Annotated in this window: 16 protein-coding genes, 1 tRNA gene and 1 pseudogene; 6 read left to right on the forward strand and 12 right to left on the reverse strand. The window is 63.3% G+C overall.

The genetic code is table 11. The features are described from left to right. Nucleotides 1–10: 10 nt before the first annotated feature. A complete protein-coding gene (gene yidD / locus QM741_RS13880) occupies nt 11–247 on the reverse strand; it encodes a membrane protein insertion efficiency factor YidD (protein ID WP_415209129.1) in 237 nt (78 codons plus the stop codon). Nucleotides 248–422: 175 nt separating this feature from the next. Here yidD and dksA point away from each other — a divergent pair, with 175 nt between their 5' ends. From dksA to QM741_RS13895, 3 genes and pseudogenes are all read left to right on the forward strand, one after another. Then, nucleotides 423–1274, forward strand: a complete 852-nt coding sequence (gene dksA / locus QM741_RS13885) for an RNA polymerase-binding protein DksA (protein WP_415208270.1) — start codon at nt 423–425, stop codon at nt 1272–1274. Nucleotides 1275–1461: 187 nt separating this feature from the next. Next, entirely contained in the window at nt 1462–2073 is a 612-nt protein-coding gene (locus QM741_RS13890) for a hypothetical protein (RefSeq protein WP_415208271.1), read from the forward strand. Next, nucleotides 2070–4443, forward strand: a pseudogene (locus QM741_RS13895) (beta-L-arabinofuranosidase domain-containing protein). Before QM741_RS13890 ends, QM741_RS13895 begins: the two are co-directional and overlap by 4 nt. A gap of 17 nt (nt 4444–4460) precedes the next feature. On the opposite strand, the gene QM741_RS13900 reads toward QM741_RS13895, so the two are convergent. Both QM741_RS13900 and cysS read right to left on the reverse strand, forming a co-directional pair. Beyond that, nucleotides 4461–4916, reverse strand: coding sequence for a SufE family protein (locus QM741_RS13900; RefSeq protein WP_415208272.1), 456 nt, complete (start codon nt 4914–4916; stop codon nt 4461–4463). A 10-nt stretch (nt 4917–4926) separates the two neighbouring features. Continuing rightward, nucleotides 4927–6321 (reverse strand): cysteine--tRNA ligase, encoded by a 1395-nt coding sequence (gene cysS / locus QM741_RS13905; protein ID WP_415208273.1) that lies wholly within the window; start codon nt 6319–6321, stop codon nt 4927–4929. A 246-nt stretch (nt 6322–6567) separates the two neighbouring features. Here cysS and QM741_RS13910 point away from each other — a divergent pair, with 246 nt between their 5' ends. Both QM741_RS13910 and QM741_RS13915 read left to right on the forward strand, forming a co-directional pair. Continuing rightward, nucleotides 6568–7215 carry a glycine zipper 2TM domain-containing protein gene (locus tag QM741_RS13910; RefSeq protein ID WP_415208274.1) on the forward strand — a complete coding sequence of 216 codons (648 nt, stop codon included), beginning with the start codon at nt 6568–6570 and terminating at the stop codon, nt 7213–7215. A gap of 113 nt (nt 7216–7328) precedes the next feature. Then, nucleotides 7329–7405 (forward strand) — tRNA-Pro (locus tag QM741_RS13915). A 240-nt stretch (nt 7406–7645) separates the two neighbouring features. On the opposite strand, the gene QM741_RS13920 is transcribed toward QM741_RS13915, so the two are convergent. The 3 genes from QM741_RS13920 to QM741_RS13930 are packed head-to-tail and all read right to left on the reverse strand — an operon-like array spanning nt 7646 to nt 10247. Then, complete coding sequence (locus QM741_RS13920) at nt 7646–9532, reverse strand: Mu-like prophage major head subunit gpT family protein (RefSeq protein WP_415208275.1); 1887 nt, start codon at nt 9530–9532, stop codon at nt 7646–7648. After that, a complete protein-coding gene (locus QM741_RS13925; protein ID WP_415208276.1) occupies nt 9459–9947 on the reverse strand; it encodes a hypothetical protein in 489 nt (162 codons plus the stop codon). Before QM741_RS13925 ends, QM741_RS13920 begins: the two co-directional genes overlap by 74 nt. Next, nucleotides 9948–10247 carry a hypothetical protein gene (locus QM741_RS13930; protein ID WP_415208277.1) on the reverse strand — a complete coding sequence of 100 codons (300 nt, stop codon included), beginning with the start codon at nt 10245–10247 and terminating at the stop codon, nt 9948–9950. Between the two features lie 61 nt (nt 10248–10308). Between QM741_RS13930 and QM741_RS13935 the strand changes: the two genes are divergently transcribed. Beyond that, on the forward strand, nt 10309–10533 hold the full coding sequence (locus tag QM741_RS13935) for a hypothetical protein (protein WP_415208278.1): 225 nt from the start codon (nt 10309–10311) through the stop codon (nt 10531–10533). A 214-nt stretch (nt 10534–10747) separates the two neighbouring features. On the opposite strand, the gene QM741_RS13940 is transcribed toward QM741_RS13935, so the two are convergent. From QM741_RS13940 to QM741_RS13965, 6 genes are all read right to left on the reverse strand, one after another. After that, nucleotides 10748–13051: a DUF5906 domain-containing protein gene (locus QM741_RS13940; RefSeq protein WP_415208279.1), complete on the reverse strand. Its 2304-nt coding sequence runs from the start codon at nt 13049–13051 to the stop codon at nt 10748–10750. Nucleotides 13052–13196: 145 nt separating this feature from the next. Next, complete coding sequence (locus QM741_RS13945; protein WP_415208280.1) at nt 13197–13577, reverse strand: hypothetical protein; 381 nt, start codon at nt 13575–13577, stop codon at nt 13197–13199. A gap of 69 nt (nt 13578–13646) precedes the next feature. After that, a complete protein-coding gene (locus QM741_RS13950; protein WP_415208281.1) occupies nt 13647–13913 on the reverse strand; it encodes a hypothetical protein in 267 nt (88 codons plus the stop codon). 91 nt (nt 13914–14004) lie between these two features. Further along, nucleotides 14005–14397 carry a hypothetical protein gene (locus QM741_RS13955; RefSeq protein WP_415208282.1) on the reverse strand — a complete coding sequence of 131 codons (393 nt, stop codon included), beginning with the start codon at nt 14395–14397 and terminating at the stop codon, nt 14005–14007. Between the two features lie 52 nt (nt 14398–14449). Further along, the gene (locus QM741_RS13960) at nt 14450–14758 is read right to left on the reverse strand and encodes a hypothetical protein (protein ID WP_415208283.1); all 309 of its coding nucleotides are present in this window, start codon (nt 14756–14758) and stop codon (nt 14450–14452) included. Beyond that, entirely contained in the window at nt 14755–15972 is a 1218-nt protein-coding gene (locus tag QM741_RS13965) for a tyrosine-type recombinase/integrase (protein WP_415208284.1), read from the reverse strand. Before QM741_RS13965 ends, QM741_RS13960 begins: the two co-directional genes overlap by 4 nt. Nucleotides 15973–16021: the final 49 nt, after the last annotated feature.

A 16021-nucleotide genomic window follows, 5' to 3' on the forward strand; every position in this document is an offset into this window, starting at 1 on the left:
GGCGGCTCGTTCAGCGATTTCGGCGAAGTGTAAAGGTTTGCGGCACCTCGTCGATACCGCCTTCGCTGAACGGCTGGCAGCGCAGGATGCGCCGGATCGCGAGCGCGCCGCCGCGCACGGCGCCGAAGCGCGCGACCGCGGTGCGTGCGTACTCCGAGCAATTCGGATGGAAACGGCAGCGCGAGCCGAGCAGGGGGCTCAGCAGGCGCTGGTAAAGGCGGATCAGGGTGAGCAGCAACCGGGTCATCGAGGTTTTGGGCATCTGCCGTCCGTTGCGTTGGGTCCCCAGCCGATCCGTGGCCGGGATGACGGTGGACGTCGTTGCCATGCCGCCTGGCGGCAGAGGCGGCATCGGCAATGGTTGCCGCGAGGGGGCGATTGGGCTATAAAACGCGACCGCCGAGCGACAATGGTGAAGGATTATGGCGACATCGAAGCGTAAACCCGCAAGTCCCGCGAAGAAGAAGGCGGGACCGGCCAAGGCCGGCGCAACGAAGAAACCGGCGCCGAAAAAGGCAGCGCCGAAGAAAGCCCCGGCCAAGAAGCCGGCGAAGGCCGCGGCGACGAAGCGCGCGACCGGAAAAGCCGTTGCGTCGAAAAAGCCTGTCGCGAAGAAAACGCACGCCAAGCCTGTCGTCAAACCGCAACGCCCGGCCAGGAAACTGGTCGCCGCGAAAAAACCGGCGTCGAAGAGCGCCGCCGCGAAACCGGCGCGTCCCGCCAGGCCAGCCCCGAAGCCGGCGACGAAAAAGCCGGCGTCCCCGAAGCCCGCAGCACCCACGAAAGGCAAAATGTCCGCAGTAGCACCCGTTCCAGATACCGTTACGCGCGAAGATGGACGCTACGCGCTTCCCAGCACCGTCGTCATCGATCTACCGGCCAACTATCGTCCTTCGGCGAAAGAAGAGTACATGGGGCCGCGCCATCTGGCGTACTTCCGCGCGAAGCTGCAGAAGTGGCGCGAGGACCTGGTCGAGGAATCCAAGCAGACCATCGACAACCTGCGCGACGAAGTGCGCGACGTCGGCGACGAGGCCGAGCGCGCCACGCGCGAGACCGAGAACTCGCTCGAACTGCGCACGCGCGACCGCTACCGCAAACTGATCGGCAAGATCGACAAAGCGCTCAAGCGCATCGAGGAAGGCCGCTACGGCTACTGCGAGGAAACCGACGAGGAGATCGGCATCGAGCGCCTCGAGGCGCGCCCGATCGCGACGCTCTCGCTCGACGCGCAGGAACGCTGGGAGCATCGCCAGAAGCAGATGGGCGACTGACGGCGGCCCGGGCCGCCGTACGCATCGGGTTTGCCGGCCGTGGATCCCTTCAGTTACCTCTCGGTTCTGATTTCGATCATCCTCGGCCTTGCGATCACCCAGATACTGCAAAGCCTGCGCGGCCTCGTGCTCGCGCGCGAGCGCGTCGTGCCCGTTCGTCTTCACCGGGCTGCTGCTGGCGGTCGACGTGCAGATCTGGTGGTCGCTGTTCGGAATGCGCGACATCCCGGCCTCGGCGTGGACGTTCGGGCTGTTCGCGCTGGTCCTGCTGCAGACGGTGGTCTGGTACCTGCTTGCTGCGCTGGTGCTGCCGGACTTCTCCGGCGCCGAGCCGGTCGACCTGCGCGCCCATTACTTCGCCCATCGCAAGCTGTTTTTCGGCTTGTTCGTGGCCGCCATCCTGATCAGCCTGACTCGCAACGTCTCGCACGGAGACATCGTCACCGACCGCCTCGACATCGGCTTCCAACTCGTGTTTCTCGCTATGTCGGTCGCTTGCATGTCCGTCGCTCGCGACCGTTTCCACAAGGCGATGTGCGTGATCGTCGCCGCGTTTACGTCGCCTTGCTCTACGCGCGCCTGCGCTAGGATGCTTCTGAAAAAGGGGAAGGGCGCACCAACGAATGTCTCCGCGAATCCGGGTGGTGCATCGGCGCAATCGGCCGCCGGTGACGACGACCGCTTCGCAATGAAGTTCCAGATCGATCCGGCCGCAGATCTTCATAAGAGAGACAAGATGCACATGAATGAGGTTGTTTTCTTTTGCTGTCGTGGGGCGAATGCAGAAGGTTGGGCATGAACCGTCTCCCGGACATGGAATCCGTGGCCTCGCTGGATCTCTCGCGTCGCCGCTTCCTGCAGTGGAACGCATTGGCGGTCGCCGCCGGATTCTTGCATTTCCCTCGGGAGGCGGCTGCGTCCACGCCGGGCGCAGTCGCAGCGCTGCCGTTGCAGGCGGTCAAGCTCAAGCCGTCATTGTTCCTCGATTCGCTGCTGACCAACCAGCGCTATTTGTTCGAACTGGAGCCGGATCGGCTGCTGTGCAACTTCCTCAAATACGCCGGTCTTGAGCCGAAGGGCGCGAGCTACGGCGGTTGGGAGGGAGACACCATTTCCGGGCACACGCTCGGGCATTACCTGAGCGCATTGTCCAAGCTGCATGCGCAGACTGGTGAAGCCGAAGCCGGGCACCGCATCGATTACATCGTCGCCGAACTGGCGCGTGCGCAGGCCGCGGACAAGGATGGCTACGTCGGCGGCTTCACCCGCAAGAACGACAAGGGCGGGATCGAGAGCGGGAAGTTGGTCATGGAGGAACTGCGTCGCGGCATCATCAACGGCAGCGCGTTCAATCTCAACGGTAGCTGGTCGCCGCTATACACCCAACACAAGCTGTTTGCCGGGCTGCTCGATGCCAATGCCCTCGCCGGCAATCAGCAGGCGATGACGGTGCTGTTGCCGGTGGCCGGCTACTTCGCCGGTGTGTTCGATACACTGGATCATGCACAGGTGCAGAAGTTGCTGGATACCGAATTCGGCGGCCTCAACGAATCCTACATCGAGCTTGGCGCGCGCACCGGCGATGCGCGCTGGATCGCCGTCGGCAAGCGCTTGCGCCACGAGAAGGTGATCGACCCGGCTGCCGCCGGCCACGACCGATTGCCGCACATCCATGCCAACACGCAGGTGCCGAAGTTCATCGGCGAGGCGCGCCAGTTCGAGGTCGCCGGCGATGCCGACGCCGCAGCAGCGGCACGCTTTTTCTGGGAAACGGTGACCACGCATTACAGCTACGTGATCGGCGGCAACGCCGACCGCGAGTATTTCCAGGAGCCGGACACGATCGCCAAGTTCCTGACCGAGCAGACCTGTGAGCACTGCAACAGCTACAACATGCTCAAGCTCACCCGCCACCTTTACCAGTGGACGCCACAGGCACGTTATTTCGATTACTACGAACGTACCCTGCACAACCATACAATGGCCGCGCAGCACCCGGCCACCGGCATGTTCACTTACATGACGCCGATGATCGATGGCGGCGAACGCGACTGGTCGGACAAATTCGATTCGTTCTGGTGCTGCGTCGGCACCGGCATGGAAGCGCATGCGCAGTTCGGGGATTCGATCTATTTGGAGCGATGCGCAAACGTTGTATGTCAATCTCTATATCCCCTCGAAACTGGACTGGACCGAACGCGGACTGGCGTTGGAGCTGGACAGCGGCGTCCCGGACAACGGCAAGGTTCGCTTGTCGTTCTCTCGTGTCGGCAATGCTGCGCCGAAGCGACTCGCGCTGCGCGTGCCCGCTTGGTGCGAAGGCCGCTTCACGAATGGCAAGACGCAGGCCGTGCGCGTGGGAGACGGCGGTTATGCCGTACTCGAACGCAGTTGGAGGACCGGCGATGTGGTCGAGGTCGACTTCGCCACGCCGCTGCGGCTGGAACACGCGGCCGGTGACGAGAACACCGTGGTGGTAATGCGCGGTCCGCTGGCACTGGCTGCCGATCTTGGTTCTGTCGAGCAGGAATACGATGCGCCGGATCCGGCGCTGGTGGCCGATGACTCGCCGCTGGCGGGTTTCGGCGAGTTGCCGAAGCCGGGCACGTTCCTGGCTTCGACCACACGCCCGCCAGGCCTGACCTTCGTGCCGTTCCATGCGCAATATGATCGTCGCAGCGCGTTGTACTTCAAGCGCATGAATTCAGTTCAATGGGCGCAGGAATCGGAGCGGCTCAGGAAGGACAAGGCCGACTTCGACGCGATGCAGGCCAGTGCGGTGGACATGATCCAGTTCGGCGACGAGGTTTCCGAGAAGGCACACGCACTGGGCAGCGATACCTCGTTCGGTGGCAAGTACCGCCGGCAAAAGTGCCGCGACGTGCGCGGCAAGGGCTTCGTCGAATTCCGCATGAAGGGCAGCGACCAACTGTTGGCGCTGCGTCTGCGTTTCTGGGGCAGCGACAAGGGCCGTTTCAATATTCTGGTCAACGGCAAGCTTGCGGTGGAAGTGCAGGTTGAGCGGGGACAGGTGATCGACTTTGTGAATCGCGATTACAAACTGCCGTACGAATTGACCCGCAGCCGCAAGGAACTGGTGTTCCGTTTCGAGCCGCAGCACGGCGACACCGCCGGGCCGTTTTTCGGCGGCTGGTTGGTTCCGGCTTGAGCCGTCGTCTCCAATCGTTATCGGGGATGCAATGCGGCGCGCGCGTGGGCCTTGATCGTTTGCAACATGGACGCGAGGCCGTTGCTGCGCGTCGGCGAGAGGTGTTTGGCGAGGCCGATCGCTTCGATGTAGCGCGGTTCGGTATCGAGGATTTCCTGCGCGGGGCGACCCGAGTAAACGCGCAGCAGCAGCGCGATCAGGCCGGAAACGATGGCCGAGTCGCTGATCGCCTGGAAGTCCAGCCGCTGCGCATCGCCGCCGGCGATGAGCCAGACCTGTGATTGGCAGCCCTGCACCTTGTGCTCCTCGGTCTTCAGCGCATCGGGGAACGGCGGCAGCTTGCGGCCGAGGTCGATCAGGTATTGATAACGCTCGGTCCAGTCGCCGAAGAAGGCGAATTCCTCGGCGATCGCATCCTGCGCGGCTTGCGCGTTCGGTTCGGCGGGAAGGCGGATGTCGGGCTTTGCGGTCATGGCGACGGCTTCACGCGGCGCGCTTCCAGCGCGGCCCTTGCGGCGTGTCTTCGACGACGATGCCGAGCTCGAGCAATTGCGCGCGCAGGCGATCGGCTTCGGTGAAATTCTTCGCTTTCTTCGCTGCCTGACGCGCGTCGACGAGCTGTTGGACCTGTGCCTCGTCGAGCGAGGAATCCGCGGTGGCGCCCTGGAACCACGACTCGGGATCTGCTTGCAGCAGGCCGAGGAAATTTCCCGCGGCGAGCAGCGCATCGACCGCTGCGTCGCGCGCTTCCGGCGTCTGCGCCTTGCGTGCCGCATCGGCAAGCCGCGACAGAATCGCCAGAGCTTCGGGCGTATTCAGATCGTCCATCAAGGCGGCAAGGAATTCTTCGGGCAATTCATGCGCGGCGGATGCACCGCTTTTCCGGGCCCCGGCATGCAAATCGCGCAACGTCGTATACCACCCGTCCAGCGTGCGCCGCGCCTGTTCGAGCGCCGAGGCCGACCAGTCGAGCGGCTGGCGGTAGTGCGCCTTCATCAGCATGTAGCGCAGCAGTTCGGCCGGATGCTGTTCGAGCAGCTCGTGCAGCCTGAAGGTGTTGCCGAGCGATTTCGACATCTTCCTGCCTTCGAGGCTGAGCATGCCGTTGTGCAGCCAGTAGCGCGCGAAGATTTTGCCGCCGTGCGCGCAGGTCGATTGCGCGACTTCGTTTTCGTGGTGCGGGAATAGCAGGTCGTTGCCGCCGGCGTGGATGTCGATGGTCTCGCCGAGATGCGCCTCGCTCATCGCCGAGCATTCGATGTGCCAGCCCGGCCGGCCGCGGCCCCAGGGGCTGTCCCAGCCGGGCAACTCGGGCGTCGAGGGCTTCCACAGCACGAAGTCGGCGGGATTTTTCTTGTACGGCGCGACTTCGACGCGCGCGCCGGCGATCATTTCATCAGTGGAGCGGCCGGACAATTTGCCGTAGTCGGGAAACGAGGCGACGTCGAACAGCACATGACCCTCCGCCGCGTAGGCGTGGCCGCTCGCGATCAGCTGCTCGATCATCGCGATGATGTGCGAGATATGCGCCGTCGCATGCGGTTCCACGTCGGGCGCATCGACGCCGAGCCTGGCCATGTCGGCGCGAAAGTCGGCGGCGTAGCGGTCGGTGATCGTCGCGATCGGCACGCCGGCCTCGGCGGCGGCGGCGTTGATCTTGTCGTCAACGTCGGTGATGTTGCGCGCATAGATCACGTTCGGATAAAGCCGCCGCAGCAGGCGCGCGAGCAGGCCGAAAACCACGTAGGGCCGCGCATTGCCGATGTGCACGTAGTTGTAGACGGTCGGCCCGCAGACGTACATGGTCACGCGATTCGGATCGAGCGGGACGAAGTCTTCGACGCGGCGGGTCAGGGAGTTGTGCAGGCGCAGTTTCATGCGCGGATTGTAGCGCAACCGCCTCGTATTCAGGTTCGGAAATGGGGCTAAACCCTTGGCCGAACGCCGTTTCGCGGGGAGTTTTCCTTAGTCCGCATTCAGCCTGCCCATGCTGTAATGCAGCCTAGTTAAACGCATCGCGCGATGCTTGCCGGGGGGAACCGGCGGCGCGTATCCGATGCGAATTCGCCGGTTCGGCTTCGCGGGTGCGAATGATCAAACCGTGCCGTTTGGAGTCGCCACAAGATGAAGCTGTCCGGCATCCTCGCTGTGAGCATGCTGCTGTTTGCGGGTTTCTGCCACGCGCAGGACCGCGCACCTGCACACCCGCCGCCGATCGCGGCGGAAGCGACCCGCTATGGCTGGGCCGACGTGTTGCGCGTGGATCCGGTCTACGAAACGCCGCCCGATGCCGCCGAACAGACCGGCGAGGAAAACCCGCCGCCGCAACCCGATTGCGCCGATACGTCTGCGCCGCCGCCGCAAGAGAACGATCAAGCCGATCACCGCGCCGCCGGCACGGTGATCGGGGCATTGATCGGTGGCGTGATCGGTCACGCGTTCGGCCACGGCGACGGCGGCAACAAGGCGTCGACCGCGGCGGGCGCGGTCGCCGGCGGCGTCGCCGGCAACCGCATCGCCGCCGCACAGGATCAGGCCGCCAATGCCGGCGCGGCGCAGCAGGCCGACGCCGAACGCGACGCCGTCAGCGCCTCGCTGCGCGACTGCCGCGATCCGCAGCGCGGCACGCTGCGCCATTCCTCGCAGCCCGAGCGCCGCATCGTCGGCTACGACGTCGAGTACCGCTACAAGGGCGAGATCTACATGGCGCGCCTGCCGTTCGATCCGGGCGACCGCATGCGCGTGAAGATCACCGTGGTGCCGGTCGAATAGGTCTCGTCGTTTCCGACAAAAGGTTGCGCGCCAGACCCTGGGCGACTATCATACGCGGCTCGCTGCGGAAGTGCGCTGATCGCGCATCCCGGTAACGCAGCCGAGACCCGAATCGGGGTGTAGCTCAGCCTGGTAGAGCGCTACTTTCGGGAGGTAGAAGTCGGAGGTTCGAATCCTCTCACCCCGACCAACAAAAACAATAGCTTACGTGTTTTCGCCTTAATAGCCATGCCGCGCGTAAGTGCACTGTAAGTGCGGTAAGAAACCGCATATAGCCTGTCAAGGTCGGCGTGCGCCGACGCGGGGCTCACGAAAAGCAAACCCCCGCATTTCGCGGGGGCTCGATCGAATCGCTGCCGCTGGAATCTTGGGGTCGTCAGCTTCGATTGCCGGGGTTGTTGCGGACACTGGCCGGCTTGTCCGGCCGTACTCAGGATGCCGACAAAGTCGCCTTGACGATGCCGCGAAAATCCGTGAAGCCCGCCGCGAAGGCGTGTCGTACTTTCCAACTCAGAGCGTCTTGCCGCGGCTCGATGATTTCCTCGAAACTTGGAGAGTCGTCGACAATCGCGATTTCGCCCGTGCCGATCGCCTCCGAATCCGCGACGAGATAGAACACGTCGGGATCGCTCAGGCGTGGTTCGGCGATGACAGTGAGGGCGGACAGCCAAGCGGGCGTTGCGGCTTCGGCGCCAGCAATCGCCGTGTGCGTGGTCGAACTGGCAACGAGGATTTCCGCCTCGGTCTCGCGTTCGGGCGCAACGATCAGCGTGCGCGGCGTCAGGTTCAGCAGACCGCCCCCGACGTTGACCTGTCGACGCAGCTTCGCGCGTGCCGCCCCGAGTGCCGCCGCAGTCAGTGGCTTGCCTGTGCCAGTGACGGCAGTGACTGTATTGTTCCTCGTCGAGTCGAACAATGCGATGCCATCCGCCAAATTCGGACCCGCCAGAGAAGCCGACTTGAGAGAGCCATAAATCGAATCGGCTTCAACGCGCATCGCAGCCTGCCCGAGGCTACGGCCAAGGCCCACGAATGCCCCCAGGTTATCGGCGAGCGTGCTTTCCCAGGAAAGGGACACGATGCGACCGAATTTCACGGGCACGAGTGTGGTCTTGTCTTCGGCCAAAACACCGTTTGTGTACTCCCCAAGTTCGGCAACCTGCTCCAGGTCGGGAGCGCTGCCAAGAATCACGCGCGACTGTGCGCGGAAATCACTGGCCGCCGACACAACACACCATTGGCGATGCGTTGCCTGCTCGTTCTCCATGCCGTTCCGCAGTGCCTTGTTCAAGGTGTCGCCCAGCAGCGCGGGAAAGTCGCTCGTGCTCATCGCTGCCCGAAATACCGCGTGCGGCAATTCGCCAACGTGCGTTCTGCCGCTTTGACTCAGGCAGGCGCGCGCCATGTCCAGCACCGTCATGCCGCGCAAATCGCGCGCCGCGGCGTGTGGCTTGCGCAACGTCAACCCTGCGCGCAACAGAAGCGCATCGCTCGCGGCTTGGATGAAGTCGCGCGACCGGCCAACGCGCGGCCACTCGGTGACGTCCATGCTGCGGTGGTTGAGATGGCCGCCTGCGGCGCGATCGGCCGCCGCAAGCAAGTTGAGCAAGTTCGTCCGGAAATCTTCGACGGCCACGCCATCGGCGATGGCTTGCAGTGCGATATCGTCGACGTTCGCGACGTTGCTGCGATAGCGCGCCGCAAGGGCTTGAATAGCGGCCCCGCGCGAACGCTCAGCGGAAACTTCCGGTGATGCGTTCGCGGTGAGCGCCGGCGCGGGTGCTGCCGCGGGTGCTTCGACAGCGGTAGTGTTTTGGTCGGTCATGGTGATACTCCTGTAGAGGCTTGCGCCGGGATCGGCGGGAACGGAAACGACGCTGGTCTCGAACGGCTCCCAGCGAGTGACGAGAACGGCCGGGCCGCCCTCATATGCGATGGCGGATTGTTCGTGCGCGACATACCCGACTGACAGGCTCCGCACGATGCCCGCACGAATGTCCGGCCACAATTCGCACGCGCGGGCACTCTGGCCTAGCACGACGTCACCACGCAGGGCAGCGCCGTCCAAGCGCAGGTTTTCCACAATGCCGATGTTCAGCGCCCCGGCATCGTGCTGCTCGAGCAGCGGCAACGGGGCACGCGCTAAGTCGACGGCATCGGGCGTGTGCGCCAGAATTTCCAGATACCCGTCGCGTGCCACGGGATATTCCGTGGAGATAATGGCGGGGATTCGCTGCGCCACGTCATCGCCAGCCGCCGTGTCCAGAGTCAGCGTGCGGTGAAGCAATGCGGGCCGGTGCGCTTGGTTCGTGCTCATGCTCGAACTGTGCGCCGGAAGAATTGGCAATGTGTAGGCTTTCGACTGCCAACTTTCCCGCTGACGACGAGGCGAGGATTTCCCGCAATTGGCGATCGGCTGGAATCGGCCACAGCCCGCGAGCGTGGAGCACCAGGCCTCCCGCCAGGCCAAGCCTGCGCGGCGCTTGGCCGCGGGCGGACAACCGCGAGAGCATCGCATCGATGCGCAGGATTTCATGGGCACGCGTCCGGATTGTGCCGCCGATCAGCCGCCCGGCCGCGCACAGGTTCGCATCGCGTTGCTGGCGCAACCCGGCGCCGCCGGAAAGCGAAGCTATCCGCTCGATGGTCCATACGCCGACATCCAACGGAAGTGGCTGGCGGCCTTCGACGTGCGCGCGAAGGCGTGCGAGCATGGAATCGAATTCGCCCATTCAGTGCGATAGCATTCCGGTGCGCTTGGCGCCGATTGCATCAAGCCACGTCCGTAAATCCGCGCCATCCAGCAGTGCAATGCCGGCCCCGGCAAGAATGCTGACGAGAAGGTCGGGAGTGATTGGACAATACATCGACCAGACGCAATCCGGGATGCGGTAGAACGCGCCGCAGCGATTGACTGGGCAGTATGTGATAAGCGTGTTTCCGTCCGCGCTGCGAATCGTGCGCGCCGGGCTCACCAGTGTTTCATGGCTTGGCGCCTTCGGTTCGTAGATTTTCATCGTTTGGTCAGACATTTTGTTTCCTCCAATTCAGTGCACGCCCGCGCCCGCGTTGTTGAAGTGGAAAGCACGCAAAATGCTCGACGCCAAGCTCTCCGGCGTGATGCTCGACGAAAACCAGCATGCGCCAATCCCGGAATCGAAGACAGATATAACCCCCTGGGCGCCAATCCGTGACTGCGGACAGAATGAGGTCGTCTTCCCCGCAACCTCCGCCGCCGAAAAGGACCCGTCCCGCACCAAGGCCGCCCGCGTCCAATTCCACCGCGACCTCGCCGAGGCTGTGACTGACCGCTTGTGACGACTTGTTCCAGCACAGAAGGGATATTTCCTTGCGCGCGCGGGGGCGCACGCCCGTCCATGCGTGCGGGTGCGCACACGTAAGGAAATGGGCAAAAATGCCGTCACATCCTGTACAAGCCCCATGGCACAAGGGTTTGCGGCCTGTTTTGCTGTCGTCACAGCATCCGTCACAGCCATCACAGCCGTCACAGGATAGATTGGCCGCCCGGCGATCATGCCGCCTCCGCAAGATATTGTTCGGAGGCGGTCTGCCAAGCCTCGACGCACTCTCCCAGCCATATCGTTTCCTGAGCGCCGGGCGGCATCCGATGCGCATCGAACAGCACGATCGAACGCATGGTATGCGCCGCGCGGGCGACGTATCGCTTGCGCTGCACTTCGATACGATGCCGGCGCCTCAGCACGGCGCGCGTCTTCGGCAGCGTCGTCGACCGCAAGCCGTTCTGTGCGCAGAATGCTTTGTATACTTTGTACACTTCTTCCATCGGCGCCGGAACCAGCTTGAGCGCCCCGAGTTCCTGCGCTTGCAGCGCGTAGTAGAAGCGCGAAACGGTGTCCAGAGAGTCGTCGACCAGGTCGGCCTTCGCGTTCGTGTACGGCGGTGGCGTCGCTTCGTTGAAGTCGCCGAGGTCGAGGGTCAGCAGGTAGTCGTGCAAGGCCTCGACGCCGCCGGCTTGAATCTCCGCGGCGACCTCGCGGTAAAACTGCGGCTCGCGCTTCTCTGGCGTGAAGATCACGCAATGCCGGCGGTCGTCCTCGTCGATCGCAACGGGTGTGCCTTCGTTCGACAGGAACACCATGTTCACGTGGTTGCGCTCGACGTAGGCCGGCATGCCCTTGGGATTGATGCGGATGGTCGATCCGGTGATGAAGGCCTTCAGCCGGTTCTTGACGTGAAACACCTCGGTTCGTGCGATGACCTCGTCCGCGATCAGGAACAGCATGCGCGAAGCCCAATCGTTGAACTTGTCCTCGATCGCGAGCTGGTCGAGCACGCGCCCATAAGGGCCGTAGATCGATAGCACGGCCTCGAAGAAAAGGTTCTTGCCGGTACCCTGCGGGCCGTGCACGACGAGTGCGGTTTTCATCTTCGCGCCCGGATGTTGAATCGGGAACGCGAGCCAGCGCAGCACCCATGCGAAGAGGTCATTCGGCCGCAAGTCGCCGCTGGTCATGTGCCGCAGCACGTCGAGCAGCTTTTCGCAGGCCCCTGCGTGCGGCGACGTCGGCCAGCCTGCCCACAGGTTGCAGGTGATGGCGGCATCGTGGCCGGTCGGATCGAAGCCGACCTCTTCGGGGCGCACCATCTTCCGCTCGGGCGATTCCATCCAACTGCGGAAAAGCTCGCGATGCGCGCAGGCGTCGCGCAGATCGGAAAGCGCAAGGCGTCGGCGCTGCGCATGATCGAAGGCGATGCCTTGGCCGCCGTAGACCAACGAGAACCGCGGCAGCAACTCGTCGACCGTCTGGAACGGTCGCATCGCATCATCGGCGCCGGCCTTCGCCTTGACCATCAAGGTCTGCGACCATTTCAGTGCGGCAAGCTTGGCATAGATCTGGACGCGCACGGCTTGCAGGCCTTCGGCCAGGTGCAAATCGTTGAAGTCGGTCAGCTTGACCTTGCGCTTGTCGAACGCCTCGCGTCGCGCCGCCTCGTCGGCGAAGATCGGCTTGATCCAAGCGCCGCCCGACTCCGCGGCGGCGGTGCTGGCTGCGGTAACGCCCGGATTGCCTTCGGTGAAAGCGTCGTCGTCAGCGCAGATCAGCAGGCGCACGTTCCGATATCGCTTGCGCAAGGCGGCGGTGACCGGCGCCAGATTGCCTGCGTCGAAGGCGACGGCCGTCGGAATCTGCGTCGCCTCGTACAGGCTCGCCGCGGTCGCGTAGCCTTCGGCGATCAGGACCAAGCCGCCCGGCGCCGGCATGCCGAGAAGATGGAAGCGTTCTTTTTTCACCAAGCCGCGCGGCCAGAATTCTTTTTCGGGCCGATGGTCCGCCTTCGCCCGCTTGCGCGACCGGATCACTTGCAGACCCCAAATTTTCCCGTGCACGTCGAGCATCGGCACGACGAGCGCGCCGGACGGAGAGAATCGCACGCCATGCGCGCCGATGCCCTTGCGCGCCAAGTATTCGCTGTCGCCGGACTCGCTGCACTTTGTCCATGCCGCGCGTGCGCGCTCCGCGGCGCGCTTGGCCTCGCCGGCGCGGACGCGTTCGGCGGCTTCGCGATCCTCACGCGTCCGCGCCTTGATCGCCGCGCGTTGTTCCTGCGTCAAATCGAACTTCTTCAGTTCGATTTTCTGCGCGCCGTTGTCGGCCCCATGCCAGACGCCGAACGAGCCGAAAATCAGCGTGTCGCCGCGCGACGTGACGACCTCATGCAGCGAGTACCAGCCGCGCCGCTCGCGGTCGCCCTCGACCTTGCAACGCACGAGCCGGCCGGTTTCGAGTGTGTCGACGAGCAGGCCGGCGCCGCGCAACTGGTCGAGCACGCTGGCATGGTTCGCCGCCGTCATTTCACTAACTCCGGGCCGCACTGACTACGCGGAAAATGCGGCTTTTTTACCCGCGAGGGTACTCGCCAAAAAGAACCTAAGCGCCGGCTAACTGAAATGGAAACTGCGCGTCGTCGCGTCGGCTTTGCAATCGCGGGGAGCGGGGTCATGCCATCGGTTCCGCTTCATCAAGTTCGATGCCAGCGGACAAATCGCGCAGGCAATCGGCGCGTTTTTCGAGTAGCGTCAGCGGCTCGTCAAGATCGGCCGCGGCTTTGCGGCCCAAGTAACTCATGCATTCGGCCAAGCGCTCGATGCGGTCGGTGAGCGCCGCACATTCCGGACTGTCGCAACTGCCAGTACCATGCACCCGCTGCGCAGCGTCGCAAATGCTGTCCGCGATGGCGGCTGTCCAGTTGACCAGCCCAATCGTTGCGCGCAGATCGTCGCACGCGCGATCCATGACGCGCGCGGCCATTACGATAGCGCCGCCTTTGAGGTCGTCGTTCGTGGTTGGCGCATGTGCGCCAGTCGTGGTAAATTTCATTTCGTTGTACTCCAAGCCCGCGCACACGGTCGCCAAACCTGCGCGGGCTTTTTCGTTGGCGGGAAAGGGTCAGGCCGCGATGGGTTCGCGGCGCTCGAAGCGGCGAGCTTGTTCGTATTCGCGCGAGCGATAGACGACGGGCCTGCCCGAATCGCTTTGCTTTTCGAGGAGATCGATCCAAGCCTCGACGGCGCTGTACCGCGCGAAGCGGCGGCGGCCGACCAGGAACGTTTTGAGATGCCCTTCTTCGATTGCCCGGTAAATGACCGGAATGGACTCGCCGGAGATGTCGGCGATTTGCTGAAGGCTCACCTTCAGCGCAGTGTGGGATTTCATGGGAGCCCCGCGTTATGCCGCGGAATGCGGCGCGGGACGGATACTAGACAAGCGCGCTATTGGCTGTCTGTATAGATAAATCTGGATTAAGTTACACAGCAACGAACAGCTTGTAGCAGCGGATTGCTTCCTCGACACTGACGTGTCTGGCGGTCGCTACTGTACGGGCCGCATTCCGTTGCGATTTACCTTCTGCAACGAGCCCGGCCATATGCTGTCCAATAAGCCATTGCTTTGTGAGTCCGGCAAAGTCTTGTCCCGCAGCCGGCGCCCCCTTTCTCACCCGATTCCAGCCAAACGCTACATTGGGTTCCTGCCCCTCCGCAATCAAGGACAGGACATGCTCCAAATACAAATGGATATCAGGGAACGCCTGCGCGCTTTCCACGACAGACACCCCCATATCGGCCAGCGCTTTAATGCAATTGCGGTCGCCTCCCAGCGCAGCTTGTGCAATTCCATCGTTAGCACCGCGCTTCTTCATCTCGTGCTCAAACCGCTCACGTAGCGATGGCCCATCCTTTCTTTTTATACTTTTACACATTGCAATTATCCGGTAAAATTTTGCGAACCGTTCTTTGACCAACTTTGTATTTTCTCCGAATGCTGCGAATGGACTCACCTGCCGCGAGGGCTGCGCGTATCTCTGCTACGGGCAGATCGCGCACGCGTGCGAAGATGTAGATGTCGGTCGACGAGTATTCTTCGGTCAGGTAGGCAATCACGGCGTCTACAACTTGGCGGATGCCGTTCCTGTCGGTATTGAGTCGAGCTGCAGCACCGCGCGTCAATTCTTCTGCAAGCTCTTCTTTGTGGAAACGCTTGCGCGGCGTGTTGCGGCTCACGGCTTCCCCTTTGCTTTCGTCAGCGTGGCAACTGCCGCGGCCTTGTGCTCCGGCGCCAAGTGCGCGTAGCGCTGCGTCATCTCGAAATCGGAATGCCCCAACAGTTCCTTGACGGTATACAAATCCACTCCGGCCATGACGAGCTTGCTCGCGAAGTGATGCCGAAGATCGTGGAACCGGAAATTGTCGAGCTTCGCCAGTTCGACCAGTGTCGCCCAACTGCGATTGACATTGGTCATGCGCTCGCCGGTCGGGCCGGGAAAGACCAGGCCGGTTCCTTGGCCCGATTTGCGCCAACGCCTCAGCACGTCGAGCGCATCCGCATTCAACGGCACGTAGCGCGTCTTGCCGGACTTCGCGGTATCGAACCGGACCGTGAGCAGGTTGCGCGCCAGGTCGACCGCTTCCCACGTCAGGGAGAACAGTTCGCCGCGGCGCAGGCCGGTGTTCATCGCGAGCAGCACCAGCGGCTGCAGGTGGTCGCAGAATTCATCCTTGTCCCACATGCGCCGGCCATCGCCGCCGCGCTCTCTGCACCATGCGTTGCCGCTCAAACGGTGCGTGCGCATCGCCGTCTCGCGATTCTTCAGCGCGGACAGCAAGGCCTTTTCCTCGTCCGGTGACAAAAACCGCACGCGACCGTTGTCTTCACCCTTGGCGCGCTTCACGCCGACCAATGGATGCGTTGCCAGCATGCCCCATTCGACCGCCTTTGCGATCGACGCCTTGATGCGGATCAGGTCTCGGTTCACCGTCGCGGGCTTGATGCCGGCTTTGAGCCGCTCGACCTTGGTTTTCTCCACTGCCCAAGCTGTCACGTCACCCAAGGGTCGCGCATAGAAGTGCCCCCACACGGATTTGATCGCCGCCACGGTTGCGGCGCCGGCCTTGCGCTCGACCTTGGCCCAAGGCGCGTAGTGCTTGTCCATGAACTCGCCGAACGTCGCCGCCCTGGCCTTCGGCTTCGTGCGCTCCCCCGTCTTTGCGTAATGCCCGAGCTTTACCTTGGCTTGCGTCCGTGCACTTTCGACAGTAGTAACCGGGTATGGGCCGATGCGCTCGCGTACACCTCGCCGCAGATCGATGTAGAACGTCTTCACGCCGCTGGGCTGCACGCGCAGCAGCAAGCCGATTATCTCGGTGTCGCGGATTTCGTATGGCGACGCGAACGGCACGGCGCCCCCGACCATCTTCGCAGTGAGTTTCGCCTTCATCGCGTAAATGCTCCCGTCAGTACGGTAAGTGCGGATGCCCATGCACGCC

The organism is Rudaea sp., assembly GCF_047601565.1.
Lineage (GTDB): Bacteria > Pseudomonadota > Gammaproteobacteria > Xanthomonadales > Rhodanobacteraceae > Rudaea.